General features: G+C 49.7%; 19 protein-coding genes. 14 read left to right on the top strand and 5 right to left on the bottom strand.

The window, feature by feature from the left end:
- Positions 1-326 precede the first annotated feature (326 nt).
- The gene (locus tag NG833_RS13945; protein WP_254565895.1) at positions 327-3,785 is read right to left on the bottom strand and encodes an ATP-binding protein; all 3,459 of its coding nucleotides are present in this window, start codon (positions 3,783-3,785) and stop codon (positions 327-329) included.
- Positions 3,786-4,509: 724 nt separating this feature from the next.
- On the opposite strand from NG833_RS13945, the gene NG833_RS13950 reads away from it, so the two are divergent.
- The 3 genes from NG833_RS13950 to NG833_RS13960 all read left to right on the top strand — a co-directional run bounded on the left by NG833_RS13950 (position 4,510) and on the right by NG833_RS13960 (position 7,494).
- Positions 4,510-5,826: a hypothetical protein gene (locus NG833_RS13950; RefSeq protein WP_254565896.1), complete on the top strand. Its 1,317-nt coding sequence runs from the start codon at positions 4,510-4,512 to the stop codon at positions 5,824-5,826.
- 414 nt (positions 5,827-6,240) lie between these two features.
- Positions 6,241-7,257 (top strand): hypothetical protein, encoded by a 1,017-nt coding sequence (locus NG833_RS13955; protein WP_254565897.1) that lies wholly within the window; start codon positions 6,241-6,243, stop codon positions 7,255-7,257.
- 33 nt (positions 7,258-7,290) lie between these two features.
- Complete coding sequence (locus NG833_RS13960) at positions 7,291-7,494, top strand: hypothetical protein (protein WP_254565898.1); 204 nt, start codon at positions 7,291-7,293, stop codon at positions 7,492-7,494.
- Between the two features lie 295 nt (positions 7,495-7,789).
- Here the strand turns inward: NG833_RS13960 and priA are convergent, their stop codons facing one another.
- Together priA and NG833_RS13970 are read right to left on the bottom strand one after the other, a co-directional pair.
- Positions 7,790-10,366, bottom strand: coding sequence for a primosomal protein N' (priA, locus tag NG833_RS13965; RefSeq protein WP_254565912.1), 2,577 nt, complete (start codon positions 10,364-10,366; stop codon positions 7,790-7,792).
- A complete protein-coding gene (locus NG833_RS13970) occupies positions 10,366-10,566 on the bottom strand; it encodes a hypothetical protein (protein ID WP_254565899.1) in 201 nt (66 codons plus the stop codon). The genes priA and NG833_RS13970 overlap by 1 nt, the downstream gene beginning before the upstream one ends.
- On the opposite strand from NG833_RS13970, the gene NG833_RS13975 reads away from it, so the two are divergent.
- The 5 genes from NG833_RS13975 (at position 10,566) to NG833_RS13995 (ending at position 15,294) form a co-directional block, all read left to right on the top strand.
- A complete protein-coding gene (locus tag NG833_RS13975; protein WP_254565900.1) occupies positions 10,566-11,105 on the top strand; it encodes a GUN4 domain-containing protein in 540 nt (179 codons plus the stop codon). The two genes, NG833_RS13970 and NG833_RS13975, sit on opposite strands and share 1 nt — an antisense overlap.
- Positions 11,106-11,344: 239 nt before the next feature.
- Positions 11,345-11,857, top strand: coding sequence for a GNAT family N-acetyltransferase (locus NG833_RS13980; RefSeq protein ID WP_254565901.1), 513 nt, complete (start codon positions 11,345-11,347; stop codon positions 11,855-11,857).
- 73 nt (positions 11,858-11,930) lie between these two features.
- Entirely contained in the window at positions 11,931-13,367 is a 1,437-nt protein-coding gene (locus NG833_RS13985) for a cyclic-phosphate processing receiver domain-containing protein (RefSeq protein ID WP_254565902.1), read from the top strand.
- Positions 13,368-13,547, top strand: coding sequence for a hypothetical protein (locus tag NG833_RS13990; RefSeq protein WP_254565903.1), 180 nt, complete (start codon positions 13,368-13,370; stop codon positions 13,545-13,547).
- 178 nt (positions 13,548-13,725) lie between these two features.
- Positions 13,726-15,294, top strand: a complete 1,569-nt coding sequence (locus tag NG833_RS13995; protein ID WP_254565904.1) for an ATP-binding protein — start codon at positions 13,726-13,728, stop codon at positions 15,292-15,294.
- Between the two features lie 225 nt (positions 15,295-15,519).
- Here NG833_RS13995 and NG833_RS14000 read toward each other — a convergent pair whose 3' ends face one another.
- Both NG833_RS14000 and NG833_RS14005 read right to left on the bottom strand, forming a co-directional pair.
- Complete coding sequence (locus NG833_RS14000) at positions 15,520-15,645, bottom strand: photosystem II protein Y (protein WP_254565905.1); 126 nt, start codon at positions 15,643-15,645, stop codon at positions 15,520-15,522.
- Between the two features lie 219 nt (positions 15,646-15,864).
- Positions 15,865-16,422 (bottom strand): gamma carbonic anhydrase family protein, encoded by a 558-nt coding sequence (locus tag NG833_RS14005; RefSeq protein ID WP_254565906.1) that lies wholly within the window; start codon positions 16,420-16,422, stop codon positions 15,865-15,867.
- Positions 16,423-16,542: 120 nt separating this feature from the next.
- On the opposite strand from NG833_RS14005, the gene NG833_RS14010 reads away from it, so the two are divergent.
- The 6 genes from NG833_RS14010 (at position 16,543) to NG833_RS14035 (ending at position 22,760) form a co-directional block, all read left to right on the top strand.
- Positions 16,543-17,052 carry a TIGR02652 family protein gene (locus NG833_RS14010; RefSeq protein WP_254565907.1) on the top strand — a complete coding sequence of 170 codons (510 nt, stop codon included), beginning with the start codon at positions 16,543-16,545 and terminating at the stop codon, positions 17,050-17,052.
- Positions 17,053-17,072: 20 nt separating this feature from the next.
- Positions 17,073-17,507, top strand: a complete 435-nt coding sequence (locus tag NG833_RS14015; protein WP_254565908.1) for a VOC family protein — start codon at positions 17,073-17,075, stop codon at positions 17,505-17,507.
- A gap of 292 nt (positions 17,508-17,799) precedes the next feature.
- Complete coding sequence (locus NG833_RS14020) at positions 17,800-18,321, top strand: cupredoxin domain-containing protein (RefSeq protein WP_254565909.1); 522 nt, start codon at positions 17,800-17,802, stop codon at positions 18,319-18,321.
- A gap of 175 nt (positions 18,322-18,496) precedes the next feature.
- Positions 18,497-19,330, top strand: a complete 834-nt coding sequence (gene map, locus NG833_RS14025) for a type I methionyl aminopeptidase (protein WP_254565910.1) — start codon at positions 18,497-18,499, stop codon at positions 19,328-19,330.
- A 653-nt stretch (positions 19,331-19,983) separates the two neighbouring features.
- The gene (locus NG833_RS14030) at positions 19,984-20,889 is read left to right on the top strand and encodes a UbiA family prenyltransferase (RefSeq protein ID WP_254565911.1); all 906 of its coding nucleotides are present in this window, start codon (positions 19,984-19,986) and stop codon (positions 20,887-20,889) included.
- A 464-nt stretch (positions 20,890-21,353) separates the two neighbouring features.
- A complete protein-coding gene (locus NG833_RS14035) occupies positions 21,354-22,760 on the top strand; it encodes an amidase (protein ID WP_254565913.1) in 1,407 nt (468 codons plus the stop codon).
- The last annotated feature ends 150 nt before the right edge of the window (positions 22,761-22,910 follow it).

Here is a 22,910-nt window from a genome sequence, read left to right on the forward strand (position 1 = left end):
CCAAAAAATAAAACCTTCAAAAAACCCGCAGGCTCAAGCCTGGGGCTACACGGACAAAGCCCGCCTGCGCGGGCTAAAAGAGCCTTGTTAGGTGCGATCGCATCAAAGCAAGGATGATTTATTTGTTGGAATCCCCTAACTGGGGAGGGTGTTATTTTTTCCCCGGCCATTTTGTTCCCATTTCCGTGAGAGCCGAAAAGATTAAATAGAGAACCAACCCGCCCATACAACCGATAAAAATTAGCCAATCTTGACTCATTAACCTCCGCCCTAATCCATAGAATGCTGCCAGAATTATACGAAAGAAAGCCTCAGTCCTGCGACCTTCACAAACCGGATGAGGTAGAATTGTTAGGGGATGGCGCAGGAGCGCAAGCCGGAGCGCAAGCCGGAGCGGAATTGGCTTGACAGTCAACCTGTGGAGAAGACTGGAGAAGTTGCGCGATCGCCTGAATGAACAGATCCGGCTCAATGGGTTTACACAAATGTAACTGAAACCCAGCTAACAGCGCTTGTTGCCGATCCAGCTCACTCGCATAGGCAGTCAGAGCGATCGCCGGAATTTTGCCCCCGAGTTCCGGAGGAAAAGCCCGCACCTGACGCATTAACATATATCCATCGATATCCGGCATTCCGATATCACAAACCAGCAGATCATAGAGCGTTTGATGCAAAGCCGTGAGTGCCTCAGCCGCACTAGCGCACCCGGTTACTTTTGCTCCAGCTTCCTCCAGGGTAAAAGCGGCCAACTCCAGCAGATCCGGTTCATCATCCACCAGCAGCACGCGCAGGCCCTGCAAATTCTCCCTCTGCTCCTCTGGGGGGCGATCGCTGACCGGGGGAGTCGGATCCACAGACATCAGGGGTAAATTGACCGTAAAGGTTGAACCTAACCCCTCACCGGGACTTTCTGCCATCACCGAACCCCCATGCTGTTCCACAATGTAGCGGACGATCGCCAATCCCAACCCCAGACCCCCAAAAGAGCGCGTCGTCCCGCCATCTTCCTGGCGAAAATATTCAAACACATAAGGCAGAAACAGGGGAGCAATGCCTTTTCCCGTATCCTTCACCTGAATCTGAGCCATTGAATCCACCTGAGCTAAAATCACCTCAATTTGCCCATTAGCCGGGGTAAATTTCACCGCATTCGAGAGCAGATTCCAGAACACTTGTTGGAGGCGAATCACATCACCGGCAACGGGATTCGCGGCCTTATCAAATTGAGTTTCGATGTGAATAGATTTCGCCTCCGCTGCCAAGCTAACGGTTTCTATCGCCCCGGTGATAGCCGAGATTAAATTAACAGGTTGAACAGTCAGGGTTAATTTGCCTCGCAGAATCCGAGAAACATCGAGTAAATCCTCAATCAATTGAGTTTGTAACAGGGCATTGCGCTCGATGGTTTCCAAGGCTTTATCAATCGTTTTTTGATCGAACTTGCGAGAGCGCAGCAACTTGGCCCAGCCTAAAATCGGATTGAGGGGCGATCGCAATTCATGAGAGAGGACTGCCAAAAATTCATCCTTAATTCGGTTGGCCGATTCCGCATCTTCTCTAGCCGCTCGTTCTCGTTTGAGGAGTTGTTCGCGCTCCCGTTCCATTTGTTTGCGATCGGTCAAATCCAGGACAAAGGCGATCGCCTTATCCTCGGTTTCTTCTAACCGGGCCGCCCCCAGTAACACTGGGACCCGACGACCATCAGCACGGATACATTCCATTTCAAGAGGAGTGAACGCCCCGGTTTCTTGCAATTCCTGAGTGATGCGGCGATCGCCCTCAAAATATTCGGGAGGGGCAATTGAGAGCCAATGAATTTTACCCGAGGCTAAATCAGCGCGAGTATAGCCCATCATCTGAAGAAATTCGTCATTGGCCTCCATCACCGGACCGTCAATTGCCACCACGATCGCCCCAATAATATTCGATTCCACCAAGCGGCGAAATTTCGCCTCACTTTGCCGTAACTCCGCCTCAGCGCGATCGCGTTCTTGGGTGCGTCGAACCAGGCGATCGCGCATCGTTCCAAACACCAAAGATAAATTCGCCAGTTCCGTAATATTGCTAGTAGGTAGAGGCGCTCTTGAATTGCCCTTGCCTAACTCTTGTGCAGCAAATGCCAGAGTTCTGAGGGGGTGGGTCAAGCGGTGAGAGAGGAACCCCCCGATCGCCAACGAAGCTGCTGCCACCGACAACAGCACCGCAAAATCCCGCTCCCGCCTAACATTTAGGGTCCTTAACACTTCATCCGCTGGACGTTCCACGATCGCACCCCAGCCAAAATCCGGGACTCGGGCATACCCGACCAATTCTCGGGTGGGTCCGTTCCAATAGCTGAGTTTTCCCAAAGAAATAGAACTGTTCAAAAGGGCAGCCACTGGAGGCACTTGGGCGAAGTTGGCAAAAGAATTGACCAACTCGACATTAGGATGAGCAATTACCCGACCTTTCGTATCCACCAGATAGGCTTTCAGATTCGTATCTGCCGCCATCCGACCGAGTTGATCCGTAATCCGTGATGAGGCGATCGAACCCGCGACAGCCCCTGCAAATTCTCCCTCAGAATTTTGGATAGGCACCAGAAAAAATGCCACCGGCAGATTCACGGTTCTACCCACCTGGAAATTCAAAATAGGCCGAGCCGTCAGGCGGACCTCTTGAAACGAAGCCATCTCCCGAATCGACGGACCCAGGGGCCCATTATCGCTGCGGGCAATCTCCTGACCATTGGCATTAAAGGTACTTAACACCTGAATATCAGGATAAGCCCTATGAACCACCTGGAGGAGAGCCTGCTGTTGTTCCGGCTCCATTTGAGCCAATCCGGGCTGATTCCCCAGAGCAATAATCGCGGAACGGTGCAGATTAATATAAGTGGCGATATCCTGAGACAGGGCAACCGCTAGGGACTGCTGGACCGTCAGAGAGTGATCGATCGTCGCTTGCTCTTGGGGAAGAGACACCAGGGTAGTTAAAGAAACCAGGGGTAAGGTAACGATGCCAATCGAGGCGACGGCAACTCGGGTTTGTAACGAATGAGGATCCAGCCGGTTCAGGCGCTTGCTAATCCAAGGCAGGAATGCCAAAGCCGTTCCCAACCCGGCGTAGGAGATCACGCCATTCCAAAGCGAAAACCCCCTCCCTAAAATCCAGGTCCAAAGGAAGATACCCGCGAAGAAATGCACCAATTGAAACAGCCAGCGAGGGACTTTCGGGTAAAGCTGAACCGCTACAACACTCACGCCGATCGCTAAATAGAGGAGGCTGTAGGGTATCCGGTAGGAAGGCAGCACTGGGGACAAGGATTGCTGTAATTCTGGATTCAACAGGGCGAGGAAGAGTAACCCTTCGATCGCCATTCTTAATCCCATTGCCACCGCAAACAGGTCGATCGCCCCAGTCTTCGCCTCCCTCTGCCCATATCTGGGCTCATTTTCATTGCCTAGAAACGGGGCGACTGCCAGGGCCAATCCCAAGATCAACGCCCCCACCACCTCCATCAACTTGCCCCCAGAGGCATATCCGATGCCAATCTGGAACAACACCACCCCCGCCATCAGATGAGCGCCGAGGATACTCCACCGCAGGGGTAGCAGGGTCGCCACTACAATCAATGCAGCGCCTACCATCACTTGCACCGCGCCTAACCCGGTCACATAAGGTTGAAAAGGGGCAAAAATATCGCTGACGACCTTGTGTGGCAACATCAGCATCAATGTTCCCCGGATGGCAAGATAAATGCCAATAAACCATTGAAGCGTATCAATCCGGATAGGGCGTTTCATCAAGTTCTTCTAGTCAATGGTGAATGATGGAACCCAGGGCATCAGGTGAATCGCCAGTTTGGGATCAGATCAATTATATACGACCAAATTTTTCTGGGGTGTTTACTGATGATTTTAGCATAGACAGCAAAAGCTAGACTTGGCACTCAACCCGCCTACGACTCCGGTATAGTTTTAGATCCCATACAGAAGAAATCAGGGTTTTGACCCGATAAAAACTTACTCATCAGCAGCAATTTTGTCAAGAACCCCGGGTTATAATACGGAATCCGGTTCTCAAAATAAAAACCCACAGGCTTAAGCCTGGGGCTATACGGACAAAGCCCGCCTGCGCGGGCTACAAGAGAAAATCGACTTTTAACAACCGGATTTGGTATAACTCAGTCTAGAGCGACTCGACTCATGCTGTACGCAAAGCACTCAGGACTTAGGCAATCTTTAACATTAAGCGCTAAATGTAGAGGCATCCTTTGCGAATCGCTTCTACATTTAGCTTGTATTCTCCAAAGCTGCGTAAGTCCTGTAACTGTGGGAATACCTAGAATATTGCCAGCAGTTGCCTGGACAAGTTCTGCCCCAAGCCGACGCTGAATCACCTTTTTGAGGTTCCAATCTCCATGAATATAGCCAGGATGTTGATCGGTTTACAAGCCTTATGATTACGAAAAATTGATGTAATTTTTCGTAAAACTTATGCTAATATTTCTAATATTTATGTAAAGAATTGGGTCAGGTTGTCGTGCAAACTTATTTAAGTTACCCTCAGCTATTTCTATTTGCTTATGACCGACAGGTTCCCGGTGCTGAGGGGGGAAATGAGCAACAGTGGGATGCATTACGCGATCGCCTGCAAATTCATCCCGAGGCCAATCAACCCGGCGATCGCGATTATCTGTTTCGCAACCCCGATGGACAAGGGTTTTACCTGCGCTATGGCATGGGAGATACCCAGAGTCTGATGGTGGCATTGATGCCTCATTCGGACGAAACCTGCGATATCACCCTCTTATCTCGCTTTCGCCAAACTCTGGATGTTTCTGCCAATTTGGGCAAAACTTGGCTAATTTTAGGCTATGTCAACAGTCGCTCAGATTCCGCTCATTTTCAAGCCGCTCACGCCGCCTATCAAGGGTTTTATCCATCCCAATCTGTTCCGGCTTTTCATCCCAGTAAATTGCTGAATTGTTCATTGTTTGAAGTCCGGGAATCTCCTCAAACCTGGAAGAATACTGACCCAAAAATTGAAGCAATTATGATTTGTGTTTGCCCTTCAAAATCTGCTTTGAAGCGAGTTGCTGACTTATATTCCGAGTGGTTATGGTTGTTTTTGCATCGCCATCAAATTGGGTCAGCTTATCGAAACAGCCAACTCATCCAAACCGCCTTAGAAAAACAAGGTATTTCCCGAACTGGAGCAATTTTACCGGAACTCCCCGAACTAATGCCATCCTCGCCGGGGATGCTTCAAAATTTGTCTAATCTTCAATCCCAATGGTCTCAAAATCTTCTAATTTTAGCGCAACATCGCGCTGGAGTAGCAGGATTAGAAACCCAACGACATGGGTTAAGTACCCATTTAAGAGAGTATGAGAAACGGTTGCAGCGAATTCAAGAACAACTCAAAGATGAAATTGCCACCAGTGACTTAAAAGTTTGGGTTGAATTTAAAGATTATATCGCTCCCCAATATCAAGCGGAACTTGAACAACAATGGCGGGAATTAAAAATGGGATTGCAGGGTCGAGAGCAATCTCTACAAGATATAGAAACAATGCTCAACCGCGCTCAAAAGGAAGAAGGCGATCGCCGGTTAGAAAATGCGATCGCCGCAGCGGCGATCGGAGTCAGCACAACCACGGCATCAACTATTTCTCTGACGCAGGCAATTTCCCAACTATCGCCACCGGAATCCCCCGGTAAATTCACCCCAACTCAGATGGGATTAAATTATGGATTAGTATTTTTTGGGAGTATTTTTCTGGGAATGCTATTTGCCGGAGTGAGTTGGATAGGATTAAATCGCTGGCGATCGCCTCGTTGAAACTCCTCCTAAATTTCCCACCCTGCACTTTTTATCCCTAAAATTCAATGTAAATCTATCCAGAGGAGGAGGTCAACTGTCCTTGCCACCAAACCAATCCTAACTGACTGAAATATTTAGGCGATCGGCGCAATCCTAGCACCTGAATTCTCCCGGGGATTTCTGAAAACAACCTGGGGACTCTTCTGATTCCTCCATCCCCAGTTATCCCCTGGATAAAACTATGCCTACAGAGGATTGGCAACCCATCCTTTCATCTATTACTCTAAAACAGGACTAACCCAGTTTTCACTCCTTAAATTCCCGAGTCTCCAACTTTTATTTTCAGTGGTGCATCCCCCGGAATGAAAACGGGTTCTCAGTCCCATTAACAAGCAACTCTAAGTTATTAGTCAATCTCAACAAAACATAACCATGCAATCTGTTAATCTCTCTAAAATAGTTTTGGCAAGTGCCTGTACCTTGAGTGTAGTCACTGTCCCTTTATTCAATCTCCCCGGTTTTGCTCAAAACTCACCCGATGGCATGGGAACGACTTCCCCCACCGCACCTGCCGGGACTGATCCCGACGGAACCCCCGATGTGGAGAACACCGACCCTTATTATACCAATCCTGACCCTTACACCACCGACCCCGATGGAGTAACCACCCCCGAAACAACAGTTCCCGAAGGGACAACCGACCCTTATACCACCGACCCTTATACCACAGAACCGGATGCCGCAGACCCTTATACTACCGACCCTTATACCACAGAACCGGATGCCACCCCAACTCCTGGCACTTTGGAGTTAGATCCAACTCAACCCGATGGCACTTTAACCCCAGGGACAACCCCGGGGACAACCACTCCGGGTACAACTCCGAATCTGTCTCCAGGGACAACCACTCCGGGTACAACCAGTCCAGGGATGATGTCTCCCGAGACAACTCCCGAGACAACTCCCGGTACAACTCCGGATACTACCAGTCCAAGGATGATGACTCCAGGTACGACTCCAGGGATGATGTCTCCAAGTACGACTCCGGATACTACCAGTCCAGGAATGATGTCTCCAGGTACGACTCCGGATACTACTACCAGTCCAAATCTGACCGATCCAGGTACCACAACAACTCCCGGCACAACTCCCGGCACAACTCCCGGAGATACAATGATTGTACCTCCGGCGACGACGACACCGCGTACAACAACACCGCGTAGAACGACACCGAATACAACGACGACACCCGGTAGTACCACCATTATCGAGCGTACCAATACCGAAACAACCACCACTCCAGGAACAACCCGTTCAGCGACTCAAACGGTCCGAACCCGCGATCGCACCGCGAATTGGGGACTGTTAGGATTACCGGGACTCATCGGTTTAGCGGGTCTAGCAAATCTCTGGCGTCGTAATCGCCGACCCGCAGTTCCCACTCGCTAACAATGTTCGTAGTAACGACTTCAGTCGTTTCCAATGTTCGTAGTAACGACTTCAGTCGTTTCCAATGTTCGTAGTAACGACTTCAGTCGTTATCTTCCTGTTCGTAGTAACGACTTCAGTCGTTATCTTCCTGTTCGTAGTAACGACTTCAGTCGTTATCTTCCTGTTCGTAGTAACGACTTCAGTCGTTATCTTCCTGTTCGTAGTAACGACTTCAGTCGTTTCCAATGTTCGTAGTAACGACTTCAGTCGTTTCCAATGTTCGTAGTAACGACTTCAGTCGTTTCCGATTCGAGGAGAGAATGCTTTTCAGGACGGATTAACCGGACTTGATATAAAAGCGTTATCTTTTGGATAGAAGAAACGACTGAAGTCGTTACTACGAACACCGGAGAACGACTGAAGTCGTTACTACGAACGTGGAGAACGACTGAAGTCGTTACTACAAACCAAGATAACGACTGAAGTCGTTACTACGAACGTGGAGAACGACTGAAGTCGTTACTACAAACCAAGATAACGACTGAAGTCGTTAATTTAGATTTAAGGGATCGACATCGATCGCCAAACTAATGTCTCGGGGACAGCGCGATCGCAACTCCTCCAACATCGGCAACTCTACCCGAATATTAGGCGGAAACTTCAGTAGGATTTGCCACCGATAGCGATCGGCAACCCTTAAAATCGGTGCCGGTGCCGGTCCCAACAAATCATATCCTCGGGTCAGATAGGCATCCGGTCCCCCCAAAACCTGCGCTAAATCTACCGCAGTATCCTCCACCGTCCAATCATCCCTCCCCGAAATTCTTAACAAAATTAACCGTCCATAAGGCGGATAACTCAACGCCTCTCGCTGTTCCAACTCCTGTTGGATAAAACTATTATATTCCTGATTTCGCACCGCCTGAATCACCGGATTTTCCGGGGAATAGGTTTGTAAAATCACTCGTCCCGGTTCATCCCCTCGACCCGCACGACCCGCCACCTGGGTTAACATTTGAAATGCACGTTCTGATGCTCTAAAATCGGCTAAATTTAATAACCCATCCGCTGCCACCACCCCAACTAACGTGACTTGAGGTAAATCCAACCCTTTCGTCAGCATTTGGGTTCCCAACAAAATATCCGCTTCCCCCGTTGCAAACTGCGACAATAATATCCGATGTGCGTCTTTCGTGCGAGTCGTATCACTATCAAATCGAATCACGCGCAAATCGGGAAACTGCCTCGCCAACTCCTGCATGACTCGCTGAGTGCCACTACCGAAGCGCCGAAAATAGGGAGAATCACATTCCGGACAGCGTTCCGGGGGATGAGTGGTATAACTGCAATAATGACAGCGCAAAAATTCGGTCCCGCCTTCTTGAAATTGATGATAGGACAGGGAAACATCGCAATGGGGACATTCCATGACATACCCGCAACTGCGACAAGAAACAAAGGTACTATGTCCCCGGCGATGGATAAATAATATCCCCTGTCGTCGGGTTTCTCGGAGGGTACTTAATTCTTGTTGCAGGGATTCGCTAAATAGGGAACGGTTGCCTTTGCGTAATTCCTGGCGCATATCCACGACTTCCACCGGAGGCATGGGTCGAGATTCGATGCGTTCGGGTAAGCGTAGATAATGGGTACGATCGCCCTCCCTAGGATTAAGCGCAATCTCTACCCAAGTTTCCAAAGAAGGGGTGGCAGAACCGAGAATCAGGGGACAATTGGAGAATTCCGCCCGCCATTGGGCGACAGTTCGGGCATGATAGGTGGGCGCAGGTTGGTCTTGTTTGTAACTGTCGTCGTATTCTTCATCGAGGATAATCAGGCCCAGGTTCGGCAAAGGTGCGAAAATGGCCGATCGCGTTCCGATCGCAATTTGAGGGGTGTCCGTGAGCATTTGTCGCCAAGTGTCGTACCGTTCACCCTGGGATAGCGCACTGTGATAAACCACCACTTTATCCCCAAATCTCGCTTGAAAGCGATCGCACAGTTGCGGCGTCAATCCAATTTCCGGGACTAGCACAATCGCCGATTTTCCTTGTGCTAATATTGGGGCGATCGCCTGTAAATACACCTCCGTTTTTCCCGAACCTGTCACCCCATGCAGCAACACTCGGGCATATCCGTCTATCTGATTAATCCCATCTAATGCCTGTTGCTGATAAGAATTCAAAACTTTAGGCACATCAGGAGTTTGGTTGGGTTGCGTTGGCGATCGCAATGCTTCGCGATCGTAGATTTCCACGCACCCTTTTTCCACCAGTTTTTTCACAACTCCCGAACTTGTCTGACAGATTTTCAGCAACTCTGCCATCCACAGTTCCCCACCCCGACGCCTAAGCACTTGCAGCACTTCTCCCTGGCGCTTGCTCAAATCTGGGGGAAAAGAACTGGTAATCAGGGTAACCGCTTGTTGCAATTTCGGCGCAGGACGACTGCCTGCCTCATAGTAACTTTCCACCCAACCGCGTTTTTTTAACTCCTTTAACCCCGAATTTGCTCCCGGTTTAACTTTATTGCGAATATATTGTAAGGTATAATTTCCATCTCCTGAAGATTGCAACAGGTCCAGGATTTTTTGGGCGGAAATGGTTTTTAGAAACTCTTTTCCACCGGGTGGAACTTGCGCGGTGAGGCGGATTCGGTGTTGCGATCGGGCAAATAATCCTGGAGGCATCGCAGCGCGAATCACTCGCACTAAGGGAGTATAATAGTAATCTGCTACCCGTTCCAGCAGTTGCCAATAGTTTCGGGCAAAAAACCCAGAAACCACCACATCTTCAATTTCTTTAACCTTATGGAGAGGCAAATCTGCGGGTAATTGATCCGTAAACCGGATGGCGATCGCCCCTAACTGTTGCGATCCAAAGGGCACACTGAGAATATCCCCCGGTTGTACCGTTAACTCCGGTGGCACTCGATAGGTAAATAATTTTAGGGGTTCTTCATCCAGAGGCGTCTCCGAAGCAGGAGAGTCCACCAACACCTCGATCCAAGGCCCTTGTGATTCCGGGTTGGTTCCTGGTGTCTCCCCGATCGCATCATAACCGCCCCCCGGTTCCGCAACCAGGCGGGCGATCGGCGATAAATCTTCCCAGGGGATATCGTATTGCATCATTGACTCACACCAGTTATGCTACCCAATTGTAGCGGGTCTTGCTCCAGAAACCCAGCCGTTTCGTTAAATTGTAGGATAATAAATACTCCCAGGTCTATTGCCAAGTTGTAGTTTCCATCATGAATCAACCCGTCCCCTGCCGTTTCTCTCCGCAAATCCGCTGCTGTCCATTGCATCTCCTCATTGCCGGATAACAATGGCAGATTCTCTGATTATTGGGACGGTCAATTATACGCAACTGCGGGAATTTTTAAACGCGGGAGAATGGGAACGTGGCGATCGCGAAACCGGGCGCATTCTGTTAGAAATTGCCCAAACCTTACGAGGTGGGGAGTCCATTTCCAAAGCAGATGCTCAATGGCTAAACCGTCTGGATTATCTCACCCAAGACGATAGTTTGAACATTCCCTGTGCCGATTTGTGCCTCATCGATCGCCTGTGGATGGACTCTAGCGAGGGTCACTTTGGATTCACGATTCAGTCCCAAATTTGGCAGCAACAACAGCAGGATTATGCCCAATTTGCCCAAACTGTGGGATGGGCAGTCTCAGGGGGGATAGAATGGCGCAATTATGGTGAGTTAATCTTTGATTTAAGCGCACCTGCCGGACATTTACCCGCAAAGCCATTTTACACCGAGGAGGGCTTAGGGGTGGGATGGGCGGGAAATTTGGCATCCCGCTTGGATGACTGTCAAGGGCCGGATTTTGCACCCCATAACTTACCCAGATTTTGAGAATTCACCCTACCTCAATGTAGAGGCGATTCGCGAATCGCCTCTACATTGAGGGTTGAATTTTAAAGAGTAAGCCCGGAGGCTGTTTCCCTGGGGGATATAATACGGAATGCGGTTGGAATAGGTCTCGAAAAACAAGTTGAGCAATTGTAGGGTGGGCATTGCCCACCTCGATTCGGTGGGCATTGCCCACCCTACTACAATTTTTAATGCTTTTATCAACCGGATTTAGTATAATAATGCCACAATACTCTGCCGGGATTATGTCCGAAATTTGCCCTGAAATCCGAATTCGTGCTGCCACTGTGGATGATGTGGCGGTAATCTTTGAGTTAATTTGCGCCCTCGCTGCCTATGAGAAGCTATCCGATGCGGTTACCGGCAATCCCCAGGCACTGCATGAGCATTTGTTTGGCGATCGCCCCTACGCCTCCGCATTGATTGCGGAATATTCGGGGACTGTTGTAGGATTTGCCCTATTTTTCTATAATTATTCTACTTTTTTAACCAAGCCCGGGCTATATTTAGAGGAGCTGTTTGTACTGCCCGACTATCGGGGCAGAGGGATTGGCAAATCCCTAATTGAGGAACTGGCAAAATTGGCGGTTGAACAGGGTTGTGGACGGATGGAATGGTCGGTATTGGATTGGAATGAACCGGCGATCGCTTTCTATCGTCGTCTGGGGGCCGAAATTCTCCCCGACTGGCGCATCTGTCGTCTGAGTGGGGAGGCCCTCATCAATCGAGGGTGATGCTCCTGATAGGTTCGACCCCCTACGGGGGAATACTCCCTATAATGGAAAATCAATTGAGGGGAGGGTAGGGATGCATGAAATCATTGCAATTTTAGAAGATGACCCTGGGCGCATTCAGGCAATGGAAAAGCGTCTTAAGGAGTCATTTCCGGACTGTTCGGCGATTTTTTTTAATAATGCCCCGGATACGATTGCCTGGTTAAAAGGCCACTTACATGAGTGCCTTTTGCTCAGTCTCGACCATGATTTGGGTCCAAGTTGGGAACGCAGCGGCCAACTCTTTGACCCGGGAATTGGTCGGGATGTGGTAGATTATTTAATCACACAATTGCCGCAATGTCCAGTGATTCTTCATACCTCCAATGGTGATGCCGAAATTGGCATGGAAATGGCGCTGAAGGGGGCAAATTGGCACTATGAACGGGTCATCCCTTGCCCATCCCTGGATGCGATTGATTCTTGGGATTGGATTGATTCAGATTGGGCCGATACCCTGAAACGGTTAATCCAATGTAGGGGTAAAAATAGCCAAAATTCTATCGATGAGCGCCTCAAAAATAAGTGTCATCAAGCCGACCCTCATACCAAGCCCTCATCGCGGATGATTATTGTTTTAGATGATACCCCAGAATCGGAACAATTAATCAGCGATCGCCTCGGTGAAGTCTTCCCCGGTTGGTCCTGCGGGTTTTTCAAAAATTCTTTAGAATTAATGGCCTGGGTGTCGCGCAATACTCCCCAATTTAACCGGATGAGTCGAGCCAAAAGTATTGTGATTTTAGAGCATAGTAAAAAGCGGATTGACCTGATGCGCCAACACCTGGAACAGATATTTCCAGAAGAATATGTGTTGTTCTTTGATAATGCGCCTGAGCTTTTATCCTGGTTAAAAGTCCATTTGCAAAAATGCTTATTAATCAGCTTGGATTATAATTTAGGTCCAAGTTGGACCCGTCAAGACAAAGTTTTTGACCCGGGGAATGGCCGAGAAGTAGTCGATTATTTGGCAACGCAACCCCCCCGATGCCCATTGATTTTTCATGCCTCGAATAAAGAAGCGGAAATTGGCATGGAAATGGAATTAATAGAGACCCAGTGGATTTTTGAACGGGTGACGGCTTCCCCGGATTTAAAATGGATTGAAAAAACATGGTTGCCACTCGTTAATATCCTGTTAAAACCTATTGACCATAACCAACTGACTGAATCCGATATTCCGTCCAGTCATGCCCGATGGGAGTTATTTAATCATTTTGCTTTAACCTTCAATGGCTATGAATCTTGGGAGTCTGTAGAGGAGTGCGTAGCAATAGGCGATCGCTGTGCAAAAGATTACCAAAGAAAGCAAATTCTGCCCCAGTCCTTCCAAGAACTTCGCACCGCCTTATTGATAGCTAGAAATCGCTGGCGACGGTGTAACATGGAACCCGATGATGAAGGGATGAGTTACATTCAGGCGATCGCTCAACGCCTCCGTGACAAAGTTCGCGCTCACCATCAGGAGTGAGTGGGAACCGGGAAAGTTTGCCCAGGGACAGGACATCAACTCCAGGGATTTACCGCAGATTTGAACCTTGAATTGCCCAGTTTTGTTGTCCCCAGCAGGACTTACGCAGATTTGGAGAATGCCACCCTAAATGTAGGGGCGATTCGCGAATCGCCTCTACAGTTAGGGTTAGATATTTAGGGTTCCATGTTAGAGATGGCGTCAGTCCTAGGCCAATCAAGGCCCCTCAATGAATCGCTCATGGATTCCTTAAAATTTCTTAAACTGGGGATAGGCGGAAGACTGCCAATCTTAAGATTTGATTAAAAAAGCAGCCCTGAAGAGGGTCTAGCTCCACAATACAAGGTTATAGGGAATTATGGCGTCCCCATCTAAAGTAAAAGCGTATCTTGCTCATTGGCTGCAATTAGGCAAAAGCGTCTTGATGAGAAACGGAGGGCTACACCGCAAGCCGAAAGAAACCATTGCAGGCGAGTCCTACAGTCAGGAGTTTGAAGAATTATGGTTCGAGGTGCAAGCGCCCGAGTCCGGGCATTGTTATTTATCGGGAACCGACGAAACCGTCGCCTCGCTCATGACCTCCGAATGGGAAATTGTGGATTGCTCTCGATGTTCCATGCCCCAACCCCTAAGAACGAGAGGAATGCCCCCCATGTCCTGTCCTTGTAACGACCTCCCGAACTGGCCGAACCAGGACATCCCTGCACCGCGATCGCCCGTGAGCAATCGGACCGAACTCCAAGCCATTCGCGATCGCCTCGATCACATGGCACTGCGAGCCGATTTGTATGCCTCCACCATTGGCACCCAACCAGCGGATTATCCACCCCCGGATCAAGCCCTAGCCTGGTTGCGCCATCAGAACGAATTAATCTTAAACTCCGCAGGAGAAGGAATTTGTGGATTGGACGATCAGATGAAACTCACATTTCTGAATCCCGCTGCTGAGAGAATGTTGGGTTATGGACCCGCAGAGGCGATCGGTCATCCAGTCCAAATCCTGCTCAGAATCACCCATCCTCCTCACCCCTCCCATCCTTCCGGGGAATTCCCCATTGATGAAACACTCAAACAAGGCAGCGTCAAATTTATTACCGATGGCGTCTTTTGGCGGAAAGACGGCACCTGTTTTCCCGTGGAATATATCAGCGCCCCCCTGCGGCAAAAAGGGGAAATTGTCGGGGTTGTCTTAACCTTCAAAGACATCACTGAGCGCATCGAAATCGAACGGATGAAAGATGAGTTTATCTCCATCGTCAGCCATGAACTTCGCACCCCACTCACCTCAATACGCGGTTCCCTGGGACTCTTAGCCAGTGGAGTCCTGGCGAATAAACCGGACAAATCCCAACGAATGCTCACCATTGCCTTAGAAAACTCCGATCGCCTCTTGCGTCTGCTCAACGATATTCTGGATATGGAACGCATGGCCTCGGGAAAAGTGGCGATCGTCAAACAGCCTTGTCATGTCGGAGAACTGATGCAACGCGGGGTAGATTCCATACAAGCCCTCGCTGAAGAGGCATCGGTTGCGATTGTAGTTGAGCCAGGGGAGGTCATCTTATGGGCCGATGCCGATCGCCTGATCCAGGTATTTACCAATCTCCTGAGCAATGCCATCAAATTTTCCACTCCAGGCTCCACCGTCTGGCTCAGAGCATCGGTACAATCCACCCATATCCTGTTCCAGGTCAAAGATTGCGGACGTGGCATTCCCCCAGAACGGTTAGAAAAGATTTTCGAGCGCTTTCAACAGGTAGATAGTTCAGATTCTCGCGCTCATGGAGGGACCGGCTTAGGTTTAGCCATTTGTGAAAAAATTGTCCAACAGCATGGAGGCAGGATCTGGGCCGAAAGCACCCTGGGTCAAGGAAGTACATTTTCATTTACGATCCAGCTACCCCCCGCCCCCCAAACTGATGTTTAAGGCGATCGCCACAAGAAAAAAGCCCCCAAACCTTAGCTCAATGGCTTGGGTTCAGGTGCTTTTAGATTAGTTTTGTGTTTGCGTTTGCGTGATTGGCAGTCCAAGCTGCTGGGTCAAAATGACCCATGAATCCCGCTTCAAGTTCCAGAAGGGCTCCCACAAGCTCAAGGGAAAAACCACTCTGAAAGAGGGAAGTATCCGCCCCTGGTCCCAGGCTGAAACTGATTAGGTTTGTTTGTTCAAAAAGTTTTGGATCTGGGCGATCGCCACTTTACCAACATTGAACAGCGCCCAACTTCCAGCGCCAATGATGGGTAACAAAACAATAAGTACGCGCCAGTCAAAATCCATAGTGAATTCCCCTTTTCTTTAAATTCTTAACTTATTTTCTGAGTTCTACTGACATTTTGCAATCAATTGGCTCACTTGAACAGCCCTTTTGACCGATTCTGCTCAAATTGCCCCAGGAAACCCTCAGACCCCTCAAAACTCAGGCATGGACCCCGCCCATCCCGAGTAGAGGCGATTCGCGAATCGCCTCTACATTATTTAGGGGGAATTCTCAAAAACCTAGGAATCCGCCACCCTAAAGCCCAGATCCGTCCCCTTACCCCCATGAACCAACGCCAACTTCTCATAGCGCCTTGCGTGTTCAATCAATTCATCCGCTTCCGCTTCCGACACAGTACGCAGGGGTTTAGCTGGAATGCCCACCACCAGGGTATAAGGGGGAACATCCTTCGTAACGACAGCCCCAGCCCCGATCGTACTCCCGGTCCCTACTCGCACTCCATCCATCACCACCGCGCCAATCCCGACCAAACAGCCCCGTTCAATATAGGCCCCATGCACCACCGCCCGATGACCCACCGTTACGAACTCTTCTAAAACCGTCAATTTTCCGGGGTCTCCATGTAAAACCGCCCCATCTTGAATATTGCTACTCGCGCCAATGATAATTTTTTCCACATCACCGCGCACCACCGCACCGTACCAGATACTCGCCCCGGGACCCACCTCCACCCAGCCCATCACCGTCGCATTCGGAGCCACAAAAGCCGCAGCAGACAGATCCGGCACCGGCCAATAATTCGAGGAAACCCTGAGAGGTTGATTGAGATTTGTCACAATTGAGCTTGCCTTATTTAAGGAATCGCCATAAATTGTAAGCAATACCCAGGTCTCCCTAGCTATAATAAAGCCAAAATCCCTGGCGCACCTAACCCAAGCAAGTTGGCCCCCAATAGCATGATCAATTTAGCTTCGCAGTATCCTATCTTCGGCCCAGAGATTCAGTGTCCCCATTGTCGTCAGACAATCCCGGCACTGACTCTGACGGATACTTATTTGTGTCAGCGTCATGGTGCATTTGAAGCCAACCCAAGCACCGGGGAACTGATTCACCTCCAGTCTGGACGGCATTGGCGGCAGTGGAATAATGAGTGGTATCGGCAACATACCCATCCCGATGGGATTCGCTTTGAAATCCATGAAGCCCTCGATCGCCTCTACACTCAAGGGTATCGGGCCACGCAAGTCATTATTGCCCAACGCTATCAGAACCTAATTGGCTCCTACCTGGAACGGAGTTCTCCTTGGCGGGGTCAGCCCGATTCGGCAAAACTGCGACTCTATGGGTTACCTGTGGAATTCAGCCCTGAAGCAGCGGTGGAACCCTGTTGGGAAGTGATTAATTTTGAGCTAGAAAAGGAACCAGGGGTTCCCATCCGCTATCCTTATTTCCGATTGTTTGAGTAACTCCATCTAAGGCAGGGAAGATGCACCACGTTTCGATCCGGACTGCGAACATTCATCGGGCGATCGCCTTTTATTCCCTCCTCGGATTTACAGTTTGCGAACGATTTACCGCAGGCATTACCCTCGCCTGTTGGATGTCCGGCTTAAATGGACGCATTGAACTGATTCAAATTCCCGAACCCCGCCCCGCTGCCGATGCCTTTGGGGATGAGCATTACACTGGCTATTATCATCTCTCCTTTGACCTGACCGACTCCACCCCAGATCTACCCAGTTGGTTAGAACAGTTACAACAGCAGGTTTTGGAAGCAACGGAAACCAATCCAGATTTGTCCCCCTTAAAGGTATTGCTAGAACCCACTCAGCAACAAATCGGCGATCGGCTTTACGAAGTCGCCTTCATTGCCGATACCGATGGACTCCCGTTGGAATTTATTCGCGTTTTAAACTCCTAAAAACGGGACATTGGGGAAGATGTTCAACGTCCCGACTTCAGTCGTTATTCTCCCCTGTTTGTAGTAACGACTTCAGTCGTTACCGCGTTACTTGGCATTAGCCAAGTAACGCCCATCTGAGGCGATCGCTCCAGACCCCAAGCGGACAGGCTGTAGACCCTCGGATTGCACGTGTTATGGCATCCGCCATAACACGAGAGCAACGACTGAAGTCGTTACTACAAACATCTCCCCCATCTCCCCCTGGGATGATACATTCGGGAAGGAAACGTTCGCAATTTTCCTCAAAACTATGACAGTCCTCCCCATCCTGCGATCGCCTTTAAAACTATTCCCTCGTCTGTTATTGCCAACCCTGCTCTCCTTAGTGCTAACTCTGGCCCTCGGATTGGGTGGGTTGGGGTCCCCCGTTCTGGCGGAGACCCTTCCTCCCGCTACTCTGGCGGCTCAATCGGTGACTGAGATTAAAGTCAGTTTAGGCAATCAGGCAAATGAACTGAAGTTTTTTCCCAGTCGCCTCGACTTTGTGGCCGGAAAGCAATATAAATTAGTCCTGGACAATCCCAGTCCCCAAAAACATTATTTCACCGCTAAAGATTTTGCCGATGCCAGTTGGACGAGCAAAGTCGAAGCGGGAAATGTGGAAATTAAAGGGGCGATTCATGAACTTGAACTGAAACCTACCGCTGAGGCGGAATGGATCTTAACCCCCCTCAAACCGGGGACATATCAGTTGCGCTGCACCATTCCGGGTCATACAGAAGCGGGTATGACGGGGACAATTACTATCTCGGCTGGAGCGCAATCAGTATAAATAACTAGACTAGGTAAAGGGTCTGCAGTGACCCTTTACCCTAGAACCTTCTGGGGAATTGGTGAATAATCTGTTAACTTAGATAAAGAGTCCTAGATGCACAAGGGCGATCGCCGACTGGCGCAACGCTTCCTCTTATTTATTGATGTCCATATCCTAGTTAGTTATCTCATAGATGAACATTCTTTCTAATCTACTGCCTCAGCCTGTCGGTCAATCGCGTCCCAAAAAACAGCAACGCCGGGGGATTGAACTCAAGTCGAAGCGTGAAATCGATATCATGCGTCAGGCATCAAAAATTGTCGCTACGGTCCTCAAAGAAATTTCTGAAACAGTCCAACCGGGAATGACCACTGCTGATTTGGATGCTTATGCGGAAAAACGCATCCGGGAAATGGGGGCCACTCCGAGTTTTAAGGGATATCATGGTTTTCCTGCTTCGATTTGCGCCAGTGTTAATCAAGAAGTGGTGCATGGAATTCCCAATAAAAAGAAGGTCCTCTGTCTTGGGGATGTCCTCAAGGTGGATACCGGCGCTTATTTTGAAGGATTTCATGGGGATTCTTGCATTACGATCGCCGTGGGTGGGGAAACCTCTCCAGAGGCGGCCCACTTGATTCGGGCGGCAGAAGAGTCGCTTTATAAGGGCATTGAACAAGTGAAGGCGGGGAATTATCTGCTGGATATTGCCGGTGCGATCGAGGATTGCGTCAAGGCAAATGGGTTTAGTGTGGTGGAAGATTTCACGGGTCATGGTGTGGGTCGAAATCTTCATGAAGAACCCTCGGTGTTTAATTTCCGAACTCGGGAGATGCCGAATGTCAAACTGCGTGCAGGGATGACTTTGGCGATCGAGCCAATTGTCAATCAGGGCTCGCGTCACACGAAGATTTTATCGGATAAATGGACAGCGGTGACGGTGGATAATTCTTTGTCTGCTCAGTTCGAGCATACGGTGTTGGTGACTGACCAAGGTTATGAGATTTTAACCGATCGCACCAAGATATAGTTCTTCGGTCAGACTTGCCTCCTCCAGTTGGATGGAGGCTATTTTTTTGGAGGCGATCGCCCCTTACCCTCCGGGGTGGCCCTGAGAAAGGGGCTTTTTTGACATCCTCCTGCTCATTCACCACAAATGCGGGACCAAACACCGGGTTTTTGGCTTAAATTGAGCCTAGAGCCAGCACAAATTTTATCAAAAAACTCGGCTGGTCTGACCGTTTCTGTACCCCACTCCTAGATTGACCTACCCTGTCAAGAATGGGGGATCGCTTGTTCTCTGGCCCGATCGCCTTTTGGGTGGGTTTCTGATGCGACCCTAAAGTATCGCTACCGGATTAAATCCCCGGGACAAATTCCTCTATCTCTGGACTGCGGTGACAACATTCGCGGTTAATCTTAAACTCTTTTCAAATCCTTCTCAAGATTAACGAGATTGTAAATCCAGATACGGCGTTGAAAAATTTTATCGAGTATGGTAAAGTATCATGACTTCTGTCTTAAAAATTTTTTAAGCTTCCCCGGGAAACCAAACCCAGGGGAAGGTGATATAATCCGTTAAATGAAAGGCGATCGCTGAGTTCGTTCAAACCGAGCGTCAGCATCTTAGAGTATAGCATCTCGCTCAATTCAATAATAGGGTGTAAGGGAGAAAAAGCGATTGTGCAAGCTAAACTGCTAGGAAACTGGAACTGGGGCATCCGATGGGCGCAGATGATGAGGCGCGAACTCTTGGTGAATTGGTTATTCATCAAAAGTGAGATATGGGTCGGAATTGTCCCGGGATTGATTTTTCTATGTGTTGCCTGGAATTCGCAAGAATCGCCACCCGGAGAATTACTGCCGGTGTTAGCCTGGGGAACACTGTATTTCCTGCTTTATACCTATACATTTTGTGTAGCCAACCAAATGATGGGGGTGGTGGGCGATCGCATTAACCAACGCGATCGGCCCCTATGCCGGGGACTGATTTCCTATCAGGGAGCCAAGCGGCGCTGGATTGCCAGCATGGTCGGCTTTTCGTTGGTGGGATGGCAGTTAGGGGTTTTTGAATGGGCCCTACTCTGGCAACTCTGTATCATTGCTCTCACGTTGGGGCGTTTGGGGTTAGAGTGGCCCACGAAACACTTCTTTTTGGGACTAGGAGCGATCGCTCAAATGGCAGCAGCATGGCAGGTCATTGAACCGATTAACCTGATTAAATGGACTTGGATCTTATTGGTGGCGATTCTTTGTAGCGCCGTTGTCGGCATTCAAGACCTGAGCGATCGGGAGGGAGATGTGGCAACGGGGGTGAACACATTTGCTGTAACCTTTGGCGATGTAGGCAGCCGAATTATCCTGGGGATCGGCTTTGTGCTGTTGCCTTTAGCCATTCATGTGGGACTGTTGATGCCATCGGGTTTTAACAATCATTTACTGCCCTGGGCGATCGCCCAAACTCTTGCTAGTTGGGGCGTGGCTGTCCGGGTGGTCCTCTATCGATCGCCCAGTGCCGACCGCGACACCTACTTACTGGCTTTAGCTTGGTATTACATCGTTTTAGGGAGTGCCAGCGCTGCATTCTAGCCAGATTCAACACTCATTGACCTCTAAAACAATCCAAAGCGATCGCCAATCATCGGCGATCATTTTTTTGTCCATGCTATCTTGAAACCTGACGATTCCCCCATAGAAAATAGAGCCATTTTCTGGCCATTGTTGAAGGAAAATTCCCCAAAATCAGAATCAGGTCTGATTTCTTCTAAATTCCCGGAAATGTTTAGGAATTAACCCAACCTAGTGGAGTCCCCGAAGCTCCCCGGTGAAAACCCAAGTTGGCATCCTCGGTTCAAGAGGCGATCGCCAACAGTGACGATTGATAAACTGTCTACTTCAATCCACTCCCAGGGGAATCCAGATTGTAAGGTAAACCATGAGCAGGCTTGGCAACAATCACAGCTAAATTGGGTAGGTTGCATCAACGACCCCACGCCGAAGGAGTGCTCAATGACAAGATAGAGAAGAAGAAGGCGATCGCCCCAGAAGCAACCATGAATAAACAGGATTTAGCATTTACACCGGCATTAGAACAAGCGCAGCTAATTCGCACCAAACAACTCTCGCCTTTAGAACTTACCCAGCTTTATTTAGACCGCATCGAAGCCTTAGATCCCAAGCTGGGCAGCTATTTCACGGTTACCCCAGAATTAGCCTTAGCCGATGCCAAAGCCAAAACGGAACAACTCGCCACAACGGATCCGGATACCCTGCCTCCATTCTTTGGCATCCCTATTTCCATCAAGGACCTCACCGCCGTGGCGGATATCCCCTGTAGCTATGGCGTTGCCGCCCTGCGAGATAAATTACCCGGTCACGATCGCGCTGTAGTGACCCGCATCAAACAAGGGGGATTTGTCCTGTTAGGGAAAACCGCTACATCCCAATTAGGCAGTCTCCCCTTCACCGAACCCGCAGGATTTCCACCGGCGCGCAATCCTTGGAATTTAGACTATACCCCCGGGGGGTCCAGTGGAGGAGCCTCCGCTGCCCTCAGTGCGGGATTATGCGCGATCGCCCAGGCATCCGATGGCGGGGGTTCCCTCCGGGGTCCCGCTGCTTGCTGTGGATTAGTCGGCATCAAACCCGCCAGAGGTCGCGTTTCCCTAGCCCCCCTAGGGGATTGCGTCAATGGATTACTAACTCATGGGGCAATCACCCGCACCGTTGCCGATGCCGCTGCCATGCTGGACCTGATTTCCGGTTATGTTCCCGGAGACCCTTACTGGCTTCCCGACCCTAACCCGTCTTTTCTGGCTCATGCCACCGCGAAAACCGTCAAACCCTTGCGAATTGCCTTTGCCACCAAACTTGACCCCATTGGAGAAGCGGCCCCGGAATGTCAGCAGGCGGTCCTAAACACGGTGCAACATTTGGAAGAGATGGGACACGCGATCGAACAAATTTCCCTGGACTTAACCGATTTACTCCAACCCCTCACCGCCATTTGGGTCAGTGGCGTCTCCTTTTCCGGGATGCCTAAAGAGATTCTGCAACCCATCAACCAGTGGTTTTTAGAACGCGGACAGCAGGTAACCAGCGGTCAATACTTGCAAGCGGTAGCCCAGATGCAGATGTTTTCCCGGCGGATTGTCGCCTCCTTGGAGCAATATGACGCCCTAGTATTGCCCGTGTTTATGAGTCCGACCATTCGAGTCGGAGAATGGGCGAATCTCAGTCCTGAAGAGATTTTGCACAAGAGTTTTGAATGGGTGGCTCCCTGTCCCTTATTTAATGCCACAGGTCAACCGGCGATCGTCATTCCCGCCGGATTTTCCGCCGGTTTACCCGTAGGGGTCCAGCTTGTAGGCCGTCCAGCAGGAGAAGCCCCCCTCTTTACCTTAGCCGCACAACTGGAAGCCGCTCACCCTTGGATTCAGTACCGTCCCCCCATCGCCTAGGATGTCCGTTTACCCAAAATAAGAAACCGGGTTTCTGCATGAATCTGTGACAATTAGCAAAAACTCGGCAAGAAACCCGGTTTCTGGTCCCCTACCCAAAATAAGAAACCGGGTTTCTGCATGAATCTGTGACAATTAGCAAAAACTCGG

The sequence above is a fragment of the Oscillatoria sp. HE19RPO genome, from assembly GCF_024220515.1.
Classification (GTDB): Bacteria; Cyanobacteriota; Cyanobacteriia; order Cyanobacteriales; family Laspinemataceae; genus Laspinema.